Genomic DNA, 18,418 nt, shown 5'->3' with positions numbered 1-18,418 from the left:
AGTATGATTTTCCCATTCATCAGACGGAGTTTTGCCATGTCCACTCTCGACGCGACGGCGCCGTCCGCCGCAACCCAAGGCGACGCATCGCTGGTCAGTCTGCCGTGGGTCAAGCAACTGGTGTCGATGGACACGACGAGCCGCGTGCCGAATCTCGGCCTGATCGAAACGGTGCGCGACGCGCTCGCCGCGAAAGGCATCGCCTCGACGATCACGCACGATCCGCGCGAAGGCTGGGCAAACCTGTTCGCGACGGTGCCCGCGCACGACGGCTCGACCAACGGCGGCATCGTGCTGTCCGGGCATACCGACGTCGTGCCGGTCGACGGCCAGCAATGGGACAGCAACCCGTTTGCACCGGAAATCCGCGACGGCCGCCTGTACGGCCGCGGCACCTGCGACATGAAGGGCTTCATCGGCACGGCGCTCGCGCTGTTGCCCGAGATGCAGGCGACGAAGCTCGCGAAGCCGATCCATTTCGCGCTGTCCTACGACGAGGAAATCGGCTGCGCGGGCGCGCCGCTGATGATCGCCGACCTCGTCAAGCGCGGCGTGCAGCCGTCCGGCTGCATCGTCGGTGAGCCGACCAGCATGCGGCCGATCATCGCGCACAAGGGCATCAACGCGTACCGCTGCTGCGTGCGCGGCCACGCGGCGCATTCGTCGCTGACGCCGAAGGGGCTCAACGCGATCGAGTACGCGGCGCGCCTCATCTGCCACATCCGCGACATCGCCGAGCGCTTCCGCGCCGAAGGCCCGTTCGACGAGCTGTACGACGTGCCGTTCACGACCGCGCAAACGAGCACGATCCAGGGCGGCAACGCGATCAACACGGTGCCGGCCGAATGCCGGTTCGACTTCGAGTTCCGCAACCTGCCGACGCTCGATCCCGAGCAGATCTTCACGCGCATCGAAGCATATGCGCAGGAAACGCTGCTGCCGCAGATGCTTCGCGAGCATCCGAATGCCGCGATCGAGTTCTCGAAGATCGCCGCGGCGCCCGGCCTCGACGCGACCGAACAGGCCGCGATCACGCAGCTCGTGCGCGCATTGACCGCCGACCAGGACAAGCGCAAGGTCGCGTACGGCACCGAAGCCGGCCTGTTCGAACGCGCGGGCATCCCGAGCGTCGTGTGCGGGCCCGGCAACATCGAGCAGGCCCACAAGCCGAACGAATATGTCGAGCTCGCGCAGCTCGCCGGCTGCGAGCAGTTCCTGCGCAAGTTCATCCGCAGCATGTCGGTCGACGCGCACTGACTGCCTCCCGCCACGCCGGCCCGCGTGTGCGGGCCGGCCCACTCCGCCACCCGCCACGTCATGTCGACTGAACAGCAGGGCACTGCCCATACGACGATCGACGGCGAGCCGATTCCGACGCTCGACGAAATCGCCGCGCAGCATTTCGCGTTGTCGCCCTGGGTCGCGCGCACGCCCGTGTTCGAACGCGCCGACCTGCCGTCCCTCGAGGGCACGCACGTCAACTTCAAGTTCGAACTGCTGCAGGTGAGCGGCAGCTTCAAGGCGCGCGGCGCATTCACGCACCTGCTCGCGCTCGACGAGGCACGCAAGGATGCCGGCGTCACCTGCGTGTCGGCCGGCAATCATGCGGCGGCCGTCGCGTATGCGGCAATGCGGCTCGGCAGCAGCGCGAAGGTCGTGATGTTCCATACCGCGAGCCCGACGCGCATCGCGCAGTGCAAGCAGTACCGCGCGGAAGTCGTGCTCGCGGGCAGCGCATCGCAGGCGTTCGATCTCGTGCGGCGGATCGAGGCCGAGGAAGGCCGCTTCTTCATCCATCCGTTCAACGGCTATCACACGATCCTCGGCACCGCGACGCTCGGCTACGAATGGGCGACGCAGACACCCGACCTCGATGCGGTGATCGTGCCGATCGGCGGCGGCGGGCTCGCGGCCGGCATGGCGACCGCGCTGCGGCTCGCGAATCCGCGCGTGCACGTGTATGGCGTCGAGCCGGAAGGCGCCGACGCGATGAGCCGCAGCTTCGCGGCGAATCACACGATCAAGATGAGTGCGATGCAGACGATCGCGGATTCGCTGATGGCGCCGCATACCGAGGAATACAGCTACCAGCTGTGCCGGCGCCACGTCGACCGCATCGTGACCGTGTCCGACGACGCGCTGCGCGCCGCGATGCTGTTCCTGTTCTCGCACCTGAAGCTGTCGGTCGAACCGGCTTGCGCAGCCGCACTCGCCGCGCTGCTCGGCCCGCTGCGCGAAACGCTGCAGGGCAAGCGCGTCGGCGTGCTGCTGTCGGGCACGAACACCGACCCCGGCACGCTCGGCATGCATCTCGCGCACGCGAAACTGCAGCACTGACCACACGCCGGGCGCCGGCGAACCGACCTAGGGTTATCCCCAGATTATGTTGACAGCCCTGTTGATAACCCGCCGAACAAGCATGCAAGTGGTTGAGCGCGCAGCGTTTTGCGCGCACGAAGGTCGTCGGACGCGAAATGAGCAAATGCGGTCGCTATGGGCTGCAATCTGGCGGCGCCGCGCGCGGCCGCTGATCGCCGCCGCGGCGATTGCGCTGCTCGCCGGTTGCGCGGCACCACCCTCGCCCGTCGCCGGCGCGCAGCCGGCCTGCACGCAGCCGGGCGCGAGCCGCATGTTGCAGGCCGACCTGCTGTTCGGGCGCGACATCGCGGGGCGCGGCCCCGTCACCGATGCGGAACGCGCCGCGTTCCTCGCCGACACCGTCACGCCGCGTTTCCCCGACGGCCTCACGTACTGGGACACGCACGGCCAGTGGCGCGACCGCGCGACCGGCAACATCACACGCGAAGACAGCTTCGTGATCCGTATCATCGCCGACGATACGCCCGACACGCACGCGCGGCTCGCCGCGATCCGGCACGCGTACGCGGAGCGGTTCCATCAGGAGTCGGTCGGCATCACGTTCGCGCCGGCCTGCGCGTCGTTCTGATTCCGCGTCTCCCGCTACCGGCAGCGCACAGATCGGGATAGGGGCGGTCAGAAGCCTGACCGTTCCCCTCCCACACCACCCGGCGTGCGGGTCCGCACCGGGGGGTTCGAGTAGTTGAGGCTATGAGAGTCGGGGTACGCCGAGGCGGTCGAAGTAACCAGTGGAGAGCACGAGGTGCAGCGCCCGCCCGCTGGTGTGCCACCATCGGCGGCTATGACCAGCGGCCTTCCGCGCCGCCGATTCCGACGCGCCCAGCGCTAGTAGTTCTCTATAGACTGTTGTGCCCCGACGCCAGTGCTTGAGCTGCAGTGCACGCAGCCGGTGTCTGATCCATTCGTCCAGTCGGCGGAACACCTTCGGTGTTTGTGCCAGTTGGAAGTACGCCTTCCACCCCGGCACGTATTGCCGTAGTCGCTCCACCACGGACGGCATGCTGCTGCCGCCAGACCGACGCGTGATCTCCCGGATACGCTGCTTGAAGGCTGCGTGCGCCTTTAACGAAACCGCACATTTGACCTGGCCACTTGGGTCACGCCACAACTCGTACCCCAAGAACTTTCGGCCCGTCGCTGGTGCGACCGCCGTTTTGGACTCGTTGACCTTCAAGCGTAGAGCAGAGTAGAGGCAGCGTAATCCATCCAGTACGCGTTCCCCCGCGCGCCGACTGCGTACGTAAACATTGCAGTCGTCGGCATAGCGCACGAACCGGTGCCCGCGCCGCTCCAACTCTCGATCCACCTCGTCCAGCAACACGTTCGCCAAGAGGGGCGATAGCGGACCGCCTTGCGGCGTGCCCTCGAATCGCTCCTTGGTAATCCCGTCGTCCATGACCCCGGCCGTGAGGTATCGACGGATCAACCGAAGGACGGCTTTATCCTCGATTCGCCTTGATAGCCGTTCCATCAGAACGTCGTGATTGACTCGATCGAAGAACTTTTCCAGATCCACATCGACGACTACGTCGTACCCGTCCCGCACGTGACTTTGTGCCATCAGCACCGCGTCACGCGCTCGACGGCCCGGCCGGAAGCCGTAGCTGTGTTCGGAGAAGCCGGGATCAATCAACGGTTGCAGGACTTGCAGAAGGGCTTGCTGAATCAGACGATCCGTCACCGTCGGAATCCCCAGTTCTCGCACTCCACCGTCGGGCTTCGGAATCTCGACGCGCCGCACGGCCTGAGGCCGGTAGCTTCCGTCTTGTATTTCCTTCCGAATCCGCGGCCAGTGCGTCTTCAGGTATTTCGCCGTTTCGGTAATCGTCCTTCCATCAACCCCTGCACTGCCACGATTGGCTTTGACACGTTTCCATGCCAACACCATGTTCGTGGTCGAGAGGGCCTGCACTAGCAGTTCCTCCCGTCCTGAGCTTTCGGATTCTCGCCGTGCCGCACGTGCTTCATCGCGCCCCGCGTCCGGCGAAGCTTCACCTCGCCTCTCCGCGATTCGCTCCGGTTCCCCGGACTTCTGATGCCTTGCTCGTTCGAACGACATGACCGATCACTCTCCTACTCGTTCGGCCCTTCGCCCTGGCTAGCGGCTACTATGGCCTCTGCTGACTCCTTGCTCCGGCTCGTCACCGTCGCCCTTTCAGACGTAAGGCAAGGTCTCCCCAGGTAAGAACGCACTCCTTCATCGCACAACCGCCGTATTTACATCGCCTCGCCTTGGTCACAAGAGCTTCGCGGTCTTTTGCCCGCTCGCCCTGCTCAGCAATGCCTTCTATACGGTTCTTGTCCATCGGCTCACGATTTACGCTCCACGCTTCCTTCCCACACTCGGTCACCCTCATGCAGTTGCGCTTCACTTCGTTCGTTGTGACCAACTTACGGCGGGACTTACACCCGCAGGAGTGCGCCCATGCTGGGCGCACAAAAAACGGGCGCCCGAAGGCGCCCGTCGCATGCCGGAACAGCGGCGTACCGCTTACTTGCTCTCGAACATGTCCATGATCTGCTGCTTCTCCTGCGCCGTGACGGGCGGCGGCGTGAGCCCTGCCGCGCCCGCCGAGCCGAGTGCGTCGTTCGCGCTGATCGCGTTCTCGGCCGGATTGATGTCGACGTTCCCGACGAAGCCGTTGCCCGGCGTGCGATCGGCGTAGTACAGCTCGCCGTCGAGCGAGGTCAGGCCGTCCGGCATCGGCATCTGCTGCTCCGGCACGCCGTTCAGCGCGGTGCGCATGTAGTTCACCCAGATCGGCAGCGCGAGCTGCGCGCCGAATTCGCGGCTGCCGAGGCTCTTCGGCTGGTCGAAGCCCATCCACGCGACCGCGACGAGCGACTGCTGGTAGCCGGCGAACCAGCCGTCCTTCGCGTCGTTCGTCGTACCCGTCTTGCCTTGCAGATCGCTGCGGCCCAGTGCGTTGGTGCCCGCGCCCGTGCCGGCCGTCGCGACCGTATGCAGCAGGCTGTTCATCACGTACGCGTTGCGTCCTTCGATCGTGCGCGGCGCGGTGCTGCCCGCGATCACCGGCTGCGACTTCTGCAGTGCCTGGCCGCGCGCGTCGTCGACTTCGGCGATCAGGTACGGATCGACCTTGTAGCCGCCGTTCGCGAACACCGCGTAGCCGGTCGCGAGCTGCAGCGGCGTCACGAGGCCCGCACCGAGCGCCATCGGCAGGTACGGCGGCGTCTTCGCGGGATCGAAGCCGAAGCGCTGCGTCACGTACTGCTGCGCATACTGCGTGCCGATCGATGCGAGGATCCGGATCGACACGAGGTTCTTCGAGCGCTGCAGGCCGGTGCGCATCGTCATCGGGCCGTCCGGCTGGTCGTCGTCCTTCGGCTCCCACGCGGTGCCGCCCGGCACGCTCGGCGGGAAGTACAGCGGCGCGTCGTTGATGATCGTCGCCGGCCCGAGGCCCTTGTCGAGCGATGCCGAATAGATGAACGGCTTGAACGACGAGCCCGGCTGCCGCCATGCCTGCGTCACGTGGTTGAACTTGCTCTTGTTGAAGTCGAAGCCGCCGACGAGCGAGCGGATCGCGCCGTCCTGCGGCGCGATCGCGACGAGCGCGCCTTCGACCTGCGGCAGCTGCACGACCTGCCAGCCCGCCTTGCCGTCCTTCAGCACGCGCACGATCGAGCCCGGCTTGATGCGCAGCGCGTTGTTCGCGCGGGGGCCGAGCGCGCCCGACACGAAGCGCAGCCCGGCCGGGCCGATCGTCGTCGTCGCGCCGCCGACGAACTGCACCTCGACCGCGTTCGGCGAGGCCGACAGCACGACCGCCGACTGCAGGTCGCCGTTGTCCGGGTGATCGGCGAGCGCATCGTCGATCGCCTCGTCGCGGTCGTCGCCGGCCGCGGGCAGGTTGATCGACGCTTCCGGCCCGCGATAGCCGTGGCGGCGCTCGTAGTCGAGAATGCCGCGACGCACGGCCTGGTACGCGGCTTCCTGGTCGGCCGAGTTGATCGTCGTCGTGACGGTCAGCCCGCGCGTGTAGGTTTCGTCCTTGTACTGCTGGTACATCATCTGCCGCACCATCTCGGCGACGTATTCGCCGTGCACCGCGTACTGGTTGCCCGGCGTGCGCACGTGGATCTCTTCCTTCACGGCCGCGTCGTACTGCGGCTGCGTGATGTAGCCGACCTCGAGCATGCGCTTCAGGATGTATTCCTGGCGCACCTTCGCGCGCTTCGGATTCACGACCGGGTTGTACGCGGACGGCGCCTTCGGCAGCCCCGCGAGCATCGCCGCTTCCGCGAGCGTGATGTCCTTCAGGTCCTTGCCGAAATAGACCCGCGCGGCGGCCGCGAAGCCGTACGAACGCTGGCCGAGATAGATCTGGTTCATGTACAGCTCGAGGATCTGGTCCTTCGTCAGGGCCTTCTCGATCTTGTACGCGAGCAGCATCTCGTAGATCTTGCGCGTGTAGGTCTTCTCGCTCGACAGGAAGAAGTTGCGCGCGACCTGCATCGTGATCGTGCTCGCGCCCTGGCGGGCGCCGCCGTGCATCAGGTCGGCGACGCCCGCCCGCAGGATGCCGACGAAATCGACGCCGCCGTGCTCGTAGAAGCGGTAGTCCTCGATCGCGAGCACCGCCTTCTTCATCACGTCCGGAATGTCCTGGAAGCGCACCAGGCTGCGGCGCTCCTCGCCGAACTCGCCGATCAGCACGTGATCGGCCGTGAACACGCGCAGCGGCACCTTCGGCTGGTAGTTGGTCAGCGCATCGAGCGACGGCAGTTGCGGCGCCATCACGACCAGCGCGTAGCCGACGATCAACGCACCGACGATCGCCAGCGTGGCGAACAGGCCGGCGAACCACAGCGCGACGCGCGAACCGAACGTTCGACGCCCCCCGCCGCCGCTGCGCTGTGCGCGGCGGCCGTCGTCGCGATGGTCGCGATCGTCGTCATCGGGGTAATAGGCTCCGGACGGTGAACGGCGCAGCGTGTAGTGGGGTTCGTTCCTGTCGGAAGAAGAAGGTGGTCGTTTGATAATTGGCATGTCGGAATGGCGGGCGTACGTGGCGCCCTCGGACGCATGCGGAAATGCAAGCGGATGGATCAGAGCGGGTGCATCGAGATGCGACTGTCACGTCGACAGACCCCGCCGCGCGGCGATCCGTTCCCGCGACGTGACAGCGCATTTTAATGAAATCGACCGGGTGCCTTCGCGATTTTTTGTAAAAATTCCCGCAACGCCGTGATTTGCGGAACGTATTGTCGGCATCCTCGGCCTATCATGGACACGCAATATGGTGCGCGCGGCCGATTTTCTTTCAATCGCGAAAGGTTTGTCATCCCGATACGCAAGCCACTTGAACTCACGCGTTTAAGCCGTATTTAAGTGAACCGGTGGTGTAATATCCGCCGGCTCACGCGGGTTGCAACCAGCACGCGGCGGGCATTGCCGCGGTTACGCGGCGCCTTTCAACCACGGAGGATTTCATGTCGCTTTTCGACTCTGTTTCGCGCACGATCAAAGGCCTGCTGAACGATGCGGCCGATTCGGTACAGGATCCGTCGCGCGACGCACGGCAGATCGTGCGGGAGCTCGACGACAGCATCGGTCGTGCCGAAAATTCGCTGATCGAGATCGAGGCGCAGGTCGCGACCCAGCGCAGCAAGCGCGATGCGGCCGACGACAAGGTAAAGAAGTACGAAGACGGCGCGAAGCGCGCGCTGCAGTCCGGCGACGAAGCGCTCGCACGCGAGGCACTGGCCGCACAGTCGAACGCGGAAGCCGAGCGCGACGCGCTCGCGGCCGAGCTGACGACGCTCGAACCGTCGGTCGACAAGCTGAAGGGGCAGATCGCCGACATGCGCCAGCGCCGCAACGACCTGAACGCGCGCTCGAACATCCTGCAGGCCAAGCAGGAAATCGCGCAGGCGAAGGATGTCGCGGCCAGCGCCCTGGGCGGCATCGGCGGCAAGAACCTGTCCGAGGACTTCCAGAAGCTCGAGGACAAGGTCGCACTGCAGAACGCACGCTCGGACGCGCGCCTCAATTCGGCCGACACGTCGAGCGGCAAGGCGCTCGACGACAAGCTCGCCGCACTGAACAAGGGCCCGTCGGTCGAGGATCGCCTCGCCGCGCTGAAGAAGCAGCTCGACACGCCCGCGCAGTAACGGCAACCGCGCCGCGGCCCGCCCGGGCACGCGGCGCGAACCGATCGTCAGGAGACGGGCGCCTGCGCCCGGTTCGACCATGAAGAAATCTCTCGCCGCACTCGGCCTCTCGCTGATGCTGCTGTCGTCCGCCGCGTTTGCGGTACCGTCGCTGCAACAGGTCGAGCAGTCGATCGCCCAGCGCAACTGGCAACAAGCCGACACGCAGCTGTCGCAAGTCATCGACGCCCATCCGAACAACGCGCACGCGCGCTACCTGTATGCGCAGGTGCTGGACCGCGAAGGCCGCGCGCCCGACGCGCTCGCGCAGCTGCAGCGTGCGAAGTCGCTCGATCCGCAACTGCGCTTCACCGACGCGTCGCGCTTCGCGCAGACGGAGTCGCGCATTCGTGCGGACGCCGCGCGCGTGAGCGGCAACGCGCCGTCGGCCACACAGGCCGGCACGCTGCAGCCGTCGCTCGCGCCCGCCGTCGTGCCGGCCGAAAAACACGGCCCGTCGACCGGCATGTGGATCGGCCTCGGGCTGATCGTCGCGGTGATCGCGCTGGTGCTGCGCTGGACGCTGCGGCGCGCGCGCACGGCCGACAACAGCCGCGCCGACGACGAACGCCGCACGCAGCTCAAGCGTGCGACCGACGTACTGAACGACATCCGTCCGCTGAAACTCGACGCGAAGCTGTCGGCGGCGCCCGGCGCCGCGGCGCTGATGGGCGAACTCGAAGCGATCGAGACCGACGCGCGCACGCTCGTCGAGGCGCTGGCGAACGGCAAGAATCCGGTGCCGCCGTATCAGGTCGACGAACTCGAGCAGCGTCACGCGAGCGTGAAGGCACGCGTCGAAGGCCGACCCGATCCGGCCGCGCAACCCGCGCCGCCGGCGAACGGCAGCGGCTCCGTGTACGCGCAGGAAGCCGATCGCATGACGGGCGCGCAGGGCCAGCCGTATCCGCAACAGCCCTACCCGCAACAGCAGCCGCCCGTCGTGATCCAGCAAGGCGGCGGCGGTTTCGGCGGCGGGATGGGCGGGCTGCTGACCGGCGTGCTGCTCGGCGAGGCGATGTCCGGCGGCCGCGAGCGCGTGGTCGAACGCGACGTGATCGTCGACGGCGAGCACCGCCGGCAGGATGCCGACCCGGGCTTCGACCTCGGCCGCGGCGACGCGTCGAACTGGAGCGACGGCGGCAGCGGCAACGTCGATCTCGGCAGCAACGACGACGGCTGGACGGACGACAACACCTGACCCTGCGCGGCGCGTCGACATTCCCGTCGACGCGCCGCAACACACGCCACGCTCCCCTGCATCACCGGCCGCGCCGACGCGCGGATTTGTCAATCATTTCAAGATGGACTACCGGCAATGGGGAGCGTTCGCTATCATGCGGCCATCGGCGTGCCACCGACCCTCATTCGACGCAATACAAGCCTGCGCGTCGCGGCACGCCTCCTCTGGCACCAACAAGGAGAAAGCCGCTCATGAGCATCATCAAGGAATTCAAGGAGTTCGCCGTCAAGGGCAACGTGATGGATCTCGCCGTCGGCGTGATCATCGGCGGCGCCTTCTCGAAGATCGTCGATTCGATCGTGAAAGACCTCATCATGCCGGTCATCGGCTTGCTGACGGGCGGCCTGGATTTCTCGAACAAGTTCGTTCTGCTCGGCACCATCCCTCCGACGTTCAAGGGTAATCCCGATTCGTTCAAGGACCTGCAGACGGCCGGTGTCGCCGCGTTCGGCTACGGCTCGTTCATCACCGTGGCGATCAATTTCGTCATCCTCGCGTTCATCATTTTCCTGATGGTGAAATTCATCAACAAGCTGCGCAAGCCGGAAGAAGCCGCGCCGGCCGCGACGCCGGAAGACACCGTGCTGCTGCGCGAGATCCGCGATTCGCTCAAGCAGCGCTGAGCCGCTGAGCGCCCCGCCTGTCAGGCCCGCCCCGTGCGGGCCTTTTTATTGCGCACGCCATGCGCCGCCCGCCGCATGCAGCCTGTCTCATTTTTTTGTGACGCGCGAATGCACGCGCGGGGAAAGCGGGTCTATGATGGAGACTAAACGACAGTACGGGCGCCAAGACGCTGGCTGTGTCGATCATGGCGAGCAGGTCGACGGGAGACATTGATCGTCGTACTGCACGAATGCAGCATTTTCGTGTGCTATAAAGGATCGACATGCGGCGTACATAGCCGGGAGTGGGTCGCATGAAAGTGCCGCATTTCTTGCAATTGTTTTTGAGGCGAGTGTTTATGTCCTTCCCGAAAAAACGTCGGCGTGCCCAACAGGATGGCCAGGAGTCATTCCTCGCGGTGTTGCGTCACTCGAAACCTTTCGCCCAGCTCGACACCAAGATTGCCCGCGCCCGTGCGCAGGACGAACCCGTCCTCTACGCGCATGTGCTGCCCGGTCTCGACGTGCTCCTGTGCAGCGTGCGCGGCGCACAGCCGCCCTATCCGGCCATCGCCGAGTTGCGCAAGCGCTGCATCGAATCGATCGCCAACGCGCTCGAGCAGCCGCTGGACGGCCTCGAGAACGGCGGGTACTGGTACGAAGCGAACGGCTTCGGCTTCCTGGTATTCGCGAGCCGGGCACGCGCGCGCATCCTGCCCGAGTTTGGTGCAGGCACGAAAGCGAGCCTGCGCGGCGGGCTCGGTCGCCAGAACGCCGGCGACACGACACCACGCTCCCTCGGCTGAACCGCCAGTCATTCGATGGGCCGCCTCCGGGCGGCCCATCTGCCATTCACGCGCGCCGCTTGCCCGTCACGCGGGCTGCCGACGCCCGTTGCCGGGCCGCACGATATCGATGAACGCGGCGAAATCGGCGCCGGCGAGCCCCTGCGCGGCGCCGAGCCGCAGCACCTGCTGCACGGTGGCCGACACGGGCATCACCGCCCCCGTGTCGCGCGCCGCGTCGGCGATCGCATCGACGTCCTTCTGGAATGTGCTCAGCGCGCCGATCGGCGCGTGACCGCTCGACGTCATGCGCGGCACGAACGTCTGCAGCAGCACCGAATCGGCCCAGCCGCCGGCCAGCGCCTCGGCCAGCCGCGCGGCGTCGATGCCGCTCGCCTGCGCGAGGCCGACGGCCTCGGCGATCGCAGTCACCGTCGCGGTGACGATCGCCTGGTTGCACAGCTTCGCCGTCTGGCCCGCGCCCGCGTCGCCCATGTGCGTGACGCGCGACGCGTACGTGCCGATCAGCGGCCGCACCGCGTCGAGATCGGTCGCGCGGCCGCCGGCCATCACCGCGAGCGTGCCGGCCTGCGCGCCCGGCACGCCGCCCGACACGGGCGCATCGACCCAGCCGGCGCCGAGCGCGGCCGCGCGCGCCGCGTAGTCGCGCGTCGCGGCAGGCGGAATGCTCGAATGATCGACGATGCGCCGCAGGCGGCGCGCCGCCGCGTCGCCGGAAAGCAGCCCGTGCTCGCCGAACACGACGTCGCCGACCGCACGCCCGTCGAGCACGCACACGAATACCGTATCGACGCGTTCCGCCAGTTCGCGCGGCGTGCCGACCACCTGCGCGCCGCCCTTCACGAGCGCCTCGGCCTTGTCGCGCGAGCGATTCCACACGCTGACCCGATGCCCGGCCGCCAGCAGATGCCGAATCATCGGCGCGCCCATCAATCCCGGTCCGCAAAATCCGACTTCCACGATATTCCTCGTCTCCGATATGGGTTGCACTTGCCGCCCATCATACCTATCACTCAAGAAGCCGGGCACGCGCGGCGCCGCTTCGGGACCGCAGCTTGCACCGGCGATACAGACCGATATCCCAGGGAGCGCATCATGAGCGACCACGTGTACAAGCTGATCGAACTGACCGGTTCGTCGCAGCAATCGAGCGACGACGCCATCCGCAACGCGATCTCGAAGGCCGGCAAGACGCTGCACAACCTGCACTGGTTCCAGGTGACCGAAACGCGCGGCCACATCGAAGGCGACCAGGTCGTTCACTGGCAGGTCACGCTGAAGGTCGGCATGCGCATCGACGACTGACACAACCGCCGCATCACGCGCCGCGCCGCGATCCGGAGTCGCACTACACGCGCCTCCGCGCGGCGCCGCGCGCGCCCGCTTGCAACCCCGTTCAGGCCCCTTGTCGAGGCCCGGCCGGCGGGTGCGTGCGGGTATCCATCTCTTGACGCTGACTTTCGTTCATATTAAAAACGATATACCCACAGTACCCCTCGATCAGCCCAGCCATATAACCTGGAGAAATCATGAGTCAGCAACGCGAGGCGATCGACACGTACCTCTTGCGCGTCTTGCACACCTTGTTGATGGAGCGCAGCGTCACGCGCGCGGCCGTCAAACTGAACCAGTCGCAACCGGCGATCAGCGCCGCGCTGCGGCGCCTGCGCGACATCACCGGCGATCCGCTGCTGGTGCGCGGCAAATCCGGCATGGTGCCGACCGAATACGGGCTGCGTCTGCTCGAGCCCGTGCAGAATGCGCTGCGTGAAATCGAGCGCATCAAGTTCCAGCAGCACAACTTCGACCCGGCCACGTCGATCCGCTGCTACCGGATCGGCTGCCCCGACTACCTGAACGTGCTGTTCGTGCCGACCGTCGTCGAGCGCTTCCGCCTGGCCGCGCCGAACGCGACGCTCGAGTTTCACTCGCTCGGCCCCGCGTTCGACTACGAACTCGCGCTGGAAGACGGCAAGCTCGACATCGTCGTCGGCAACTGGCCCGAACCGCCCGAGCAGCTGCACCTGTCGAACCTGTTCGTCGACGAGATCGTCTGCCTGATGAGCAACACGCACCCGTTCGCGAAGCGCGGCGGGCTCACGCTCGACCAGTACCTGAACGCGCCGCATCTCGCGCCGACGCCGTACTCGGTCGGACAGCGCGGCGCGATCGACGTGCATCTCGCGCGCGAACGGCTCAAGCGTCATGTGGTCGTCACGCTGCCGTACTTCAACCTCGCGCCGTACGTGCTCGTGAAGTCCGACCTGATCTTCACGACCACGCGCCTGTTCGCCGATCACTACGCGAAGTTCCTGCCGCTGTCGGTCGTGCCGGCGCCGCTCGACTTCCCGCCGATGCAGTACTACCAGCTGTGGCACGAGCGCTGCCACTACTCCGACGAAGTGCGCTGGCTGCGCAGCCTCGTCGCCGAAGCCACCCGCACGCTGATCGAAGCGTAACCGCACGCACCGCCCGCGCCGTCGCGGCGCGGAGCAACGCGACGGCGGCTGGCGGCACGCCCGGCAAGGCGGCCACCGTATCGCTTCAGGCTTCGTTCAGCGCGATGCCTCGACCAGCGCATGCGCGAGCGCGTTATGACGCTCGATGACGGGCGGCAGATCGAGGGCCGCCAGCCGCCCTTCCCGCACCACCACCTTCCCGTTCACCACCGTGTACGCCGTCTGCGACGGCGCGCAGAACACCAGCGCCGCGACCGGATCGTGCAGCGCGCCCGCGAACAGCGGCTGGCGCAGGTCGAACGCGGCGAAGTCCGCAGCCATGCCGGGCTTCAGCGCGCCGATATCGTCGCGGTTCAGCACCTTCGCGCCGCCGAGCGTCGCGATCTCGAGCGCTTCGCGCGCGGTCATCGCATCGGGCCCGAAGCCGACTCGCTGCAGCAGCAGCGCCTGCCGCACTTCCGCGACCATTTGCGCGCCATCGTTCGACGCGGAGCCGTCGACGCCGAGGCCGACCGGCACGCCCGCGAGACGCATCTTCTTCACCGGCGCGATACCCGACGCGAGCCGCATGTTCGAGCACGGACAGTGTGCGACGCCCGTGCCGGTGCGCGCGAACAGGCCGATGCCCGCATCGTCGAGCTGCACGCAATGCGCATGCCATACGTCGTGGCCGACCCAGCCGAGATCTTCCGCATATTCGGCGGGCGTCATCCCGAACTTCTCGCGGCTGTACGCGATGTCGTTGACGTTCTCCGCGAGGTGCGTGTGCAGCGACACGCCGTACTCGCGCGCGAGCACGGCCGCGTCGCGCATCAGGTCGCGGCTCACGGAAAACGGCGAGCATGGCGCGACCACCACGCGCAGCATCGCGTAGCGGCCTTCGTCGTGATAGGTCTCGATCAGGCGCTGCGTGTCGCGCAGGATGTCGGGTTCGCGTTCGACAACGGAATCGGGCGGCAGCCCGCCGTCGCGTTGGCCGACGCTCATCGCACCGCGGCTCGCATGAAAACGCATGCCGATTCGCTGCGCGGCACCGATGCTGTCGTCGAGCCGGCTGCCGTTCGGGTAGATGTACAGGTGGTCGCTCGACGTCGTGCAGCCCGACTGCAGCAGCTCGGCCATCGCGGTGAGCGTCGACACCTCGATCATCTCGGGCGTCAGGTGCGCCCAGATCCGGTACAGGTTCGTGAGCCAGCCGAACAGCTCGGCGTTCTGCGCGGCCGGCACCGCGCGCGTGAGGCTCTGGTACATGTGGTGGTGCGTGTTCACGAGCCCCGGGATCACGAGGTGGCCGCGCAGGTCGAGCACTTCGTCGGCCGTGTCGGGCAGCTCGGCGGTCGGGCCGACCGCGACGATCCGGTTGTCTTCGATGTAGAGCCCCGCGTCGCGCAATTCGCGGCGCGTGTCGTCCATGGTCACGAGCACGTCGGCGTGCTTGACCAGCAGGGTTTTCGGGCGGGATGGGGATGCGTTCGGCGCGTGTGCGCCGGCGTGCTGCTCGAGGTTCATGCGTTCTCCGCGTCGGTCGGCCCCAGGGGCTGATCCTGGGGACGGTCACAAAGCCGTTCGAACGCTGATTCGCGGCACGCCCCGGTGCCTGCGTCCGTTCGAACGCCCTGGCCCGGTTACCCGGCGTGCTCGCCGTCTTCGGGGTACGCGCGGGCCACAGGCCGACGCGCACGGCGGGAGGATCGCCCAAGCACGCGCGGCGCACAATGCGCAATCCGTAATACCGCACTTCACGGTTCCGATATGGTACGCCGCGCGCGCATGGTCCGCCCTGCCGCCGGACGCCCGAAACGCAGGCTGAAAGCCATATCCGGCGTGCCGTCGACAGCCGCTTATGCGCGGCGCATTATCTTCGATATCGCGCCCGTATTTGCTCGGGGAACCTTTTTACAATGCCTGCACGGCGCTCGCTTCACCTCGCCGACGGGTATGTAGCCACGTGACGTGGAGCCTCGATCCGCCGCACAGTCAATGGATCGAGTCGCCGCCGAACCTCGCATTCACACAAGGACACAACGAATGGGAAAGCTCACTACCCACGTACTCGATACGGCGCACGGTCGTCCCGGCGCCGCAATCAAGGTCGACCTCTACGCGCTGGACGGCGAATCGCGCCGCGCGATCAAGACCGTGCTGACCAATAGCGACGGCCGCTGCGACGAACCCCTGCTCGAAGGCGCCGCGCTCGCCGCCGGCGAATACGAACTCGTGTTCCATGCCGGCGACTATTTCGCGTCGCTCGGCGTGAAGGTGCCCGAACCCCGTTTCGTCGACCGCGTCGTGCTGCGCTTCGGCATCGCCGACACCGGCTCGCACTACCACGTGCCGCTGCTCGTGTCGCCGTGGTCGTACAGCACCTATCGCGGCAGCTGACATACGCATCGGCGCCCGCATCAAAGACAAACGATCTGAGTCTGGAGGAGTTTCATGGAAGGCTTCATCACCGACTGGCTGAACCTCGCGCTGCGATGGCTGCACGTCATCGTCGCCATCGCGTGGATCGGCGAGTCGTTCTATTTCGTCGCGCTCGACAACAGCCTGAAACCGCCGACCGACCCGAACCAGCGCAAGCGCGGCGTGTTCGGCGAACTGTGGCACGTCCACGGCGGCGGCTTCTACAACATGCAGAAGTACACGGTCGCCCCGCCGGAAATGCCGGATGACCTGCACTGGTCGAAGTGGCCGTCGTACACGACCTGGTTGTCGGGCTTCTCGCTGTTCTTCGTGCTGTACCTGCTCGCGCCGAACACCTACCTGATCGACAAGAGCGTGCTCGACATGGGCCCGGTCGTCGCCGTCGCATCCGCGCTCGGCTTCCTCGCAGCCGGCTGGATCGTCTACGACTCGCTGTGCCGCCTCCTCGGCACCAACGACCGCGTGCTCGGCATCTGCGTCGGCCTCTACGTCGTCGTCGCGGCGTACCTCGCTTGCCACATCTTCTCGGGCCGTGCCGCGTACCTGATCGTCGGCGCGATGCTCGCGACGATCATGTCGGCGAACGTGTTCTTCGTGATCATCCCCGGCCAGCGCAAGATGGTCGACAAGATGCTCAAGGGCGAAGAGCCGAACCCGATCTACGGCAAGCGCGGCAAGCAGCGCTCGGTGCACAACACGTACTTCACGCTGCCCGTCGTGTTCGCGATGCTGTCGAACCACTATGCGATGACGTACACGAACAAGTTCAACTGGATCGTGCTCGTGCTGATCATGCTGGCCGGCGCGCTGATCCGCCAGTTCTTCGTGATGCGTCACCGCGGCAAGCAGCTGTGGTACCTGCCGATCGGCGGCGTCGCGCTGCTGTCGGGCGCGCTGGTGTGGACGATGCCGAAGCCGGTCGCACCGGAAGCGCAGGCCGCCAACGCGCCGAAGATCGTGATCAACGACATCATGCCGATCCTGCAGCAGCGCTGCGTCGAGTGCCACTCGTCGAAGCCGACGCTGATGGGCAGCGCACCCGCGGGCGTGCTGTTCGATACGCCGGACGAAGTGTCGAAGAACGCGCAGCGCATCTACGAACAAGCCGTGCGCCTGAAGGCGATGCCGATCGGCAACGTCACGCACATGACCGACGACGAGCGGACGAAGCTCGCCGCCTGGTTCGAGGGCGGCGCGGTCAAGTAAGCCGCCGTGCGCCGGTTGCCGGCGCCATCCTCTCCGTTCGCGGGCCCGGTGACGGGCCCGTTTTTTTGCGTGTTCCGAATGCGCAGCGCGCTAGCCGCGCATCGCGTCGCGCTGCAGTGCGACGAGCGCCTCGAGTGCACGCGGGCCGTCGTCGAACGGCACGAAGATGTGGTCGTGATACGCGGCCGCCATCACGTTGCAACTGATGCCGGCCGCGCCGAGCGCCCGCGCGAATGCCGCGGTGAGGCCGACTGCCGCGAGATCGGAATGCACGGTCAGCGTGATCCACGCGGCGCGGAACAGCACGGGCCAGCCGCGACGCGCAGCCGCCTCTTCGTCGACCACGACCGTCAGCCCTTCCGCTTCGCGGAACGTTGCAATCGTTTCGGATAACGATACGTCTGCATCGGTCGGCAGCGAGACGAACGCGAACGCGCCCGGATGCAGTTCGGGTTGCATCGTGCGCAGCAGGATCGCGAGGTCGTTTTCAGGTTGGCTCATCGGAGGAATACGTCCGGAACAGGACGTCGTGCGGTGGCGATGCGGGCACGATAGCACGCGCGATGACGGTGCCATGCACGCACCGCCGCGACTTCATCCGCAAGCCAGCCTCGGACGGCCACCTCACCCGTCGACGGATTCCGGCAACCGCGCGATCGCCTTGATCTCGAACTGGAAGCCGTATAGCCAGGTCACGCCGACGGCGGTCAGCGTCGGATGCGGTGCATCGCCCCAATACTCGGGGACGATCTCCCAGATCCGCTCGAACGTCGCTTCGGGGTCGACGAGGAACACCGTCACGTCGACGACATCGTCGAACGTGCAGCCGGCCGCACTCAGCACCGCGTTCAGGTTGTCGAACGCGCGGCGAACCTGCGCGCCCAGCTCCGGCTCGGGCGAACCGTCGTCGCGGCTGCCGACCTGCCCGGACACGAACAGGAAACCGTTCGAGCGCAGCGCCGGCGAGTAGCGGTTGCGCTCATACAGCGCCCGGCGACCGGGCGGGAAAACTACGCTACGCTTTGCCATCCAACACCTCCATCAGTCAGTGGGGCGAAGCCGCCCCTGCATCAACGATGAAGGCACTTTAAGGACCGTCGCCCGGCGGATAAACCGGCAACC

Annotated in this window: 17 protein-coding genes; 11 read left to right on the top strand and 6 right to left on the bottom strand. The window is 66.5% G+C overall.

What is annotated here, in order from left to right:
- Positions 1–36 precede the first annotated feature (36 nt).
- The 3 genes from argE to KVT39_RS14755 all read left to right on the top strand — a co-directional run bounded on the left by argE (position 37) and on the right by KVT39_RS14755 (position 2,947).
- A complete protein-coding gene (gene argE, locus KVT39_RS14765) occupies positions 37–1,257 on the top strand; it encodes an acetylornithine deacetylase (protein WP_034181171.1) in 1,221 nt (406 codons plus the stop codon).
- Positions 1,258–1,317: 60 nt separating this feature from the next.
- Positions 1,318–2,337, top strand: coding sequence for a threonine/serine dehydratase (locus tag KVT39_RS14760; RefSeq protein WP_034181170.1), 1,020 nt, complete (start codon positions 1,318–1,320; stop codon positions 2,335–2,337).
- Between the two features lie 145 nt (positions 2,338–2,482).
- Entirely contained in the window at positions 2,483–2,947 is a 465-nt protein-coding gene (locus tag KVT39_RS14755; protein WP_243712426.1) for a DUF3574 domain-containing protein, read from the top strand.
- A gap of 120 nt (positions 2,948–3,067) precedes the next feature.
- Here KVT39_RS14755 and ltrA read toward each other — a convergent pair whose 3' ends face one another.
- Together ltrA and KVT39_RS14745 are read right to left on the bottom strand one after the other, a co-directional pair.
- Entirely contained in the window at positions 3,068–4,438 is a 1,371-nt protein-coding gene (ltrA, locus tag KVT39_RS14750) for a group II intron reverse transcriptase/maturase (RefSeq protein ID WP_217589436.1), read from the bottom strand.
- Between the two features lie 432 nt (positions 4,439–4,870).
- Positions 4,871–7,393, bottom strand: coding sequence for a penicillin-binding protein 1A (locus KVT39_RS14745; RefSeq protein ID WP_217589434.1), 2,523 nt, complete (start codon positions 7,391–7,393; stop codon positions 4,871–4,873).
- A gap of 443 nt (positions 7,394–7,836) precedes the next feature.
- Here KVT39_RS14745 and KVT39_RS14740 point away from each other — a divergent pair, with 443 nt between their 5' ends.
- The 4 genes from KVT39_RS14740 to KVT39_RS14725 all read left to right on the top strand — a co-directional run bounded on the left by KVT39_RS14740 (position 7,837) and on the right by KVT39_RS14725 (position 11,207).
- Entirely contained in the window at positions 7,837–8,517 is a 681-nt protein-coding gene (locus tag KVT39_RS14740) for a PspA/IM30 family protein (RefSeq protein ID WP_059233905.1), read from the top strand.
- Between the two features lie 79 nt (positions 8,518–8,596).
- Positions 8,597–9,757: a tetratricopeptide repeat protein gene (locus tag KVT39_RS14735; RefSeq protein ID WP_217589432.1), complete on the top strand. Its 1,161-nt coding sequence runs from the start codon at positions 8,597–8,599 to the stop codon at positions 9,755–9,757.
- Between the two features lie 233 nt (positions 9,758–9,990).
- Positions 9,991–10,422, top strand: a complete 432-nt coding sequence (mscL, locus tag KVT39_RS14730; RefSeq protein WP_034181166.1) for a large conductance mechanosensitive channel protein MscL — start codon at positions 9,991–9,993, stop codon at positions 10,420–10,422.
- Positions 10,423–10,760: 338 nt separating this feature from the next.
- Positions 10,761–11,207 (top strand): hypothetical protein, encoded by a 447-nt coding sequence (locus KVT39_RS14725; RefSeq protein WP_027784713.1) that lies wholly within the window; start codon positions 10,761–10,763, stop codon positions 11,205–11,207.
- Positions 11,208–11,273: 66 nt separating this feature from the next.
- Here KVT39_RS14725 and KVT39_RS14720 read toward each other — a convergent pair whose 3' ends face one another.
- Positions 11,274–12,167 carry an NAD(P)-dependent oxidoreductase gene (locus tag KVT39_RS14720; protein WP_217589430.1) on the bottom strand — a complete coding sequence of 298 codons (894 nt, stop codon included), beginning with the start codon at positions 12,165–12,167 and terminating at the stop codon, positions 11,274–11,276.
- Between the two features lie 135 nt (positions 12,168–12,302).
- Between KVT39_RS14720 and KVT39_RS14715 the strand changes: the two genes are divergently transcribed.
- Complete coding sequence (locus tag KVT39_RS14715; RefSeq protein ID WP_011549586.1) at positions 12,303–12,512, top strand: dodecin; 210 nt, start codon at positions 12,303–12,305, stop codon at positions 12,510–12,512.
- Positions 12,513–12,736: 224 nt separating this feature from the next.
- The gene (locus tag KVT39_RS14710) at positions 12,737–13,666 is read left to right on the top strand and encodes a LysR substrate-binding domain-containing protein (protein WP_006478550.1); all 930 of its coding nucleotides are present in this window, start codon (positions 12,737–12,739) and stop codon (positions 13,664–13,666) included.
- A 96-nt stretch (positions 13,667–13,762) separates the two neighbouring features.
- Here KVT39_RS14710 and KVT39_RS14705 read toward each other — a convergent pair whose 3' ends face one another.
- A complete protein-coding gene (locus tag KVT39_RS14705) occupies positions 13,763–15,175 on the bottom strand; it encodes an 8-oxoguanine deaminase (protein ID WP_105390488.1) in 1,413 nt (470 codons plus the stop codon).
- Positions 15,176–15,694: 519 nt separating this feature from the next.
- On the opposite strand from KVT39_RS14705, the gene uraH reads away from it, so the two are divergent.
- Positions 15,695–16,048 carry a hydroxyisourate hydrolase gene (gene uraH / locus KVT39_RS14700; protein WP_011352401.1) on the top strand — a complete coding sequence of 118 codons (354 nt, stop codon included), beginning with the start codon at positions 15,695–15,697 and terminating at the stop codon, positions 16,046–16,048.
- A gap of 54 nt (positions 16,049–16,102) precedes the next feature.
- Entirely contained in the window at positions 16,103–17,296 is a 1,194-nt protein-coding gene (locus tag KVT39_RS14695) for a urate hydroxylase PuuD (RefSeq protein WP_105390487.1), read from the top strand.
- A 90-nt stretch (positions 17,297–17,386) separates the two neighbouring features.
- On the opposite strand, the gene KVT39_RS14690 is transcribed toward KVT39_RS14695, so the two are convergent.
- Entirely contained in the window at positions 17,387–17,797 is a 411-nt protein-coding gene (locus tag KVT39_RS14690) for an ACT domain-containing protein (RefSeq protein WP_105390486.1), read from the bottom strand.
- Positions 17,798–17,920: 123 nt separating this feature from the next.
- Complete coding sequence (locus tag KVT39_RS14685) at positions 17,921–18,325, bottom strand: RidA family protein (protein WP_034181161.1); 405 nt, start codon at positions 18,323–18,325, stop codon at positions 17,921–17,923.
- Positions 18,326–18,418: the final 93 nt, after the last annotated feature.

This window comes from Burkholderia sp. GbtcB21 (assembly GCF_019091065.1).
GTDB classification, from domain to species: domain Bacteria; phylum Pseudomonadota; class Gammaproteobacteria; order Burkholderiales; family Burkholderiaceae; genus Burkholderia; species Burkholderia pyrrocinia_C.
The sequence above is the reverse complement of the archived record's forward strand: the minus strand, read 5'-3'. Positions and strand labels throughout refer to the sequence as shown.

Bases quoted from the DNA above. Each gene is read 5' to 3' on its own strand.
- argE (WP_034181171.1), top strand. From the start codon at position 37: ATGTCCACTCTCGACGCGACGGCGCCGTCCGCCGCAACCCAAGGCGAC.
- KVT39_RS14760 (WP_034181170.1), top strand. From the start codon at position 1,318: ATGTCGACTGAACAGCAGGGCACTGCCCATACGACGATCGACGGCGAG.
- KVT39_RS14755 (WP_243712426.1), top strand. From the start codon at position 2,483: ATGCGGTCGCTATGGGCTGCAATCTGGCGGCGCCGCGCGCGGCCGCTG.
- ltrA (WP_217589436.1), bottom strand. From the start codon at position 4,438: ATGTCGTTCGAACGAGCAAGGCATCAGAAGTCCGGGGAACCGGAGCGA.
- KVT39_RS14745 (WP_217589434.1), bottom strand. From the start codon at position 7,393: ATGCCAATTATCAAACGACCACCTTCTTCTTCCGACAGGAACGAACCC.
- KVT39_RS14740 (WP_059233905.1), top strand. From the start codon at position 7,837: ATGTCGCTTTTCGACTCTGTTTCGCGCACGATCAAAGGCCTGCTGAAC.
- KVT39_RS14735 (WP_217589432.1), top strand. From the start codon at position 8,597: ATGAAGAAATCTCTCGCCGCACTCGGCCTCTCGCTGATGCTGCTGTCG.
- mscL (WP_034181166.1), top strand. From the start codon at position 9,991: ATGAGCATCATCAAGGAATTCAAGGAGTTCGCCGTCAAGGGCAACGTG.
- KVT39_RS14725 (WP_027784713.1), top strand. From the start codon at position 10,761: ATGTCCTTCCCGAAAAAACGTCGGCGTGCCCAACAGGATGGCCAGGAG.
- KVT39_RS14715 (WP_011549586.1), top strand. From the start codon at position 12,303: ATGAGCGACCACGTGTACAAGCTGATCGAACTGACCGGTTCGTCGCAG.
- KVT39_RS14710 (WP_006478550.1), top strand. From the start codon at position 12,737: ATGAGTCAGCAACGCGAGGCGATCGACACGTACCTCTTGCGCGTCTTG.
- KVT39_RS14705 (WP_105390488.1), bottom strand. From the start codon at position 15,175: ATGAACCTCGAGCAGCACGCCGGCGCACACGCGCCGAACGCATCCCCA.
- uraH (WP_011352401.1), top strand. From the start codon at position 15,695: ATGGGAAAGCTCACTACCCACGTACTCGATACGGCGCACGGTCGTCCC.
- KVT39_RS14695 (WP_105390487.1), top strand. From the start codon at position 16,103: ATGGAAGGCTTCATCACCGACTGGCTGAACCTCGCGCTGCGATGGCTG.
- KVT39_RS14690 (WP_105390486.1), bottom strand. From the start codon at position 17,797: ATGAGCCAACCTGAAAACGACCTCGCGATCCTGCTGCGCACGATGCAA.
- KVT39_RS14685 (WP_034181161.1), bottom strand. From the start codon at position 18,325: ATGGCAAAGCGTAGCGTAGTTTTCCCGCCCGGTCGCCGGGCGCTGTAT.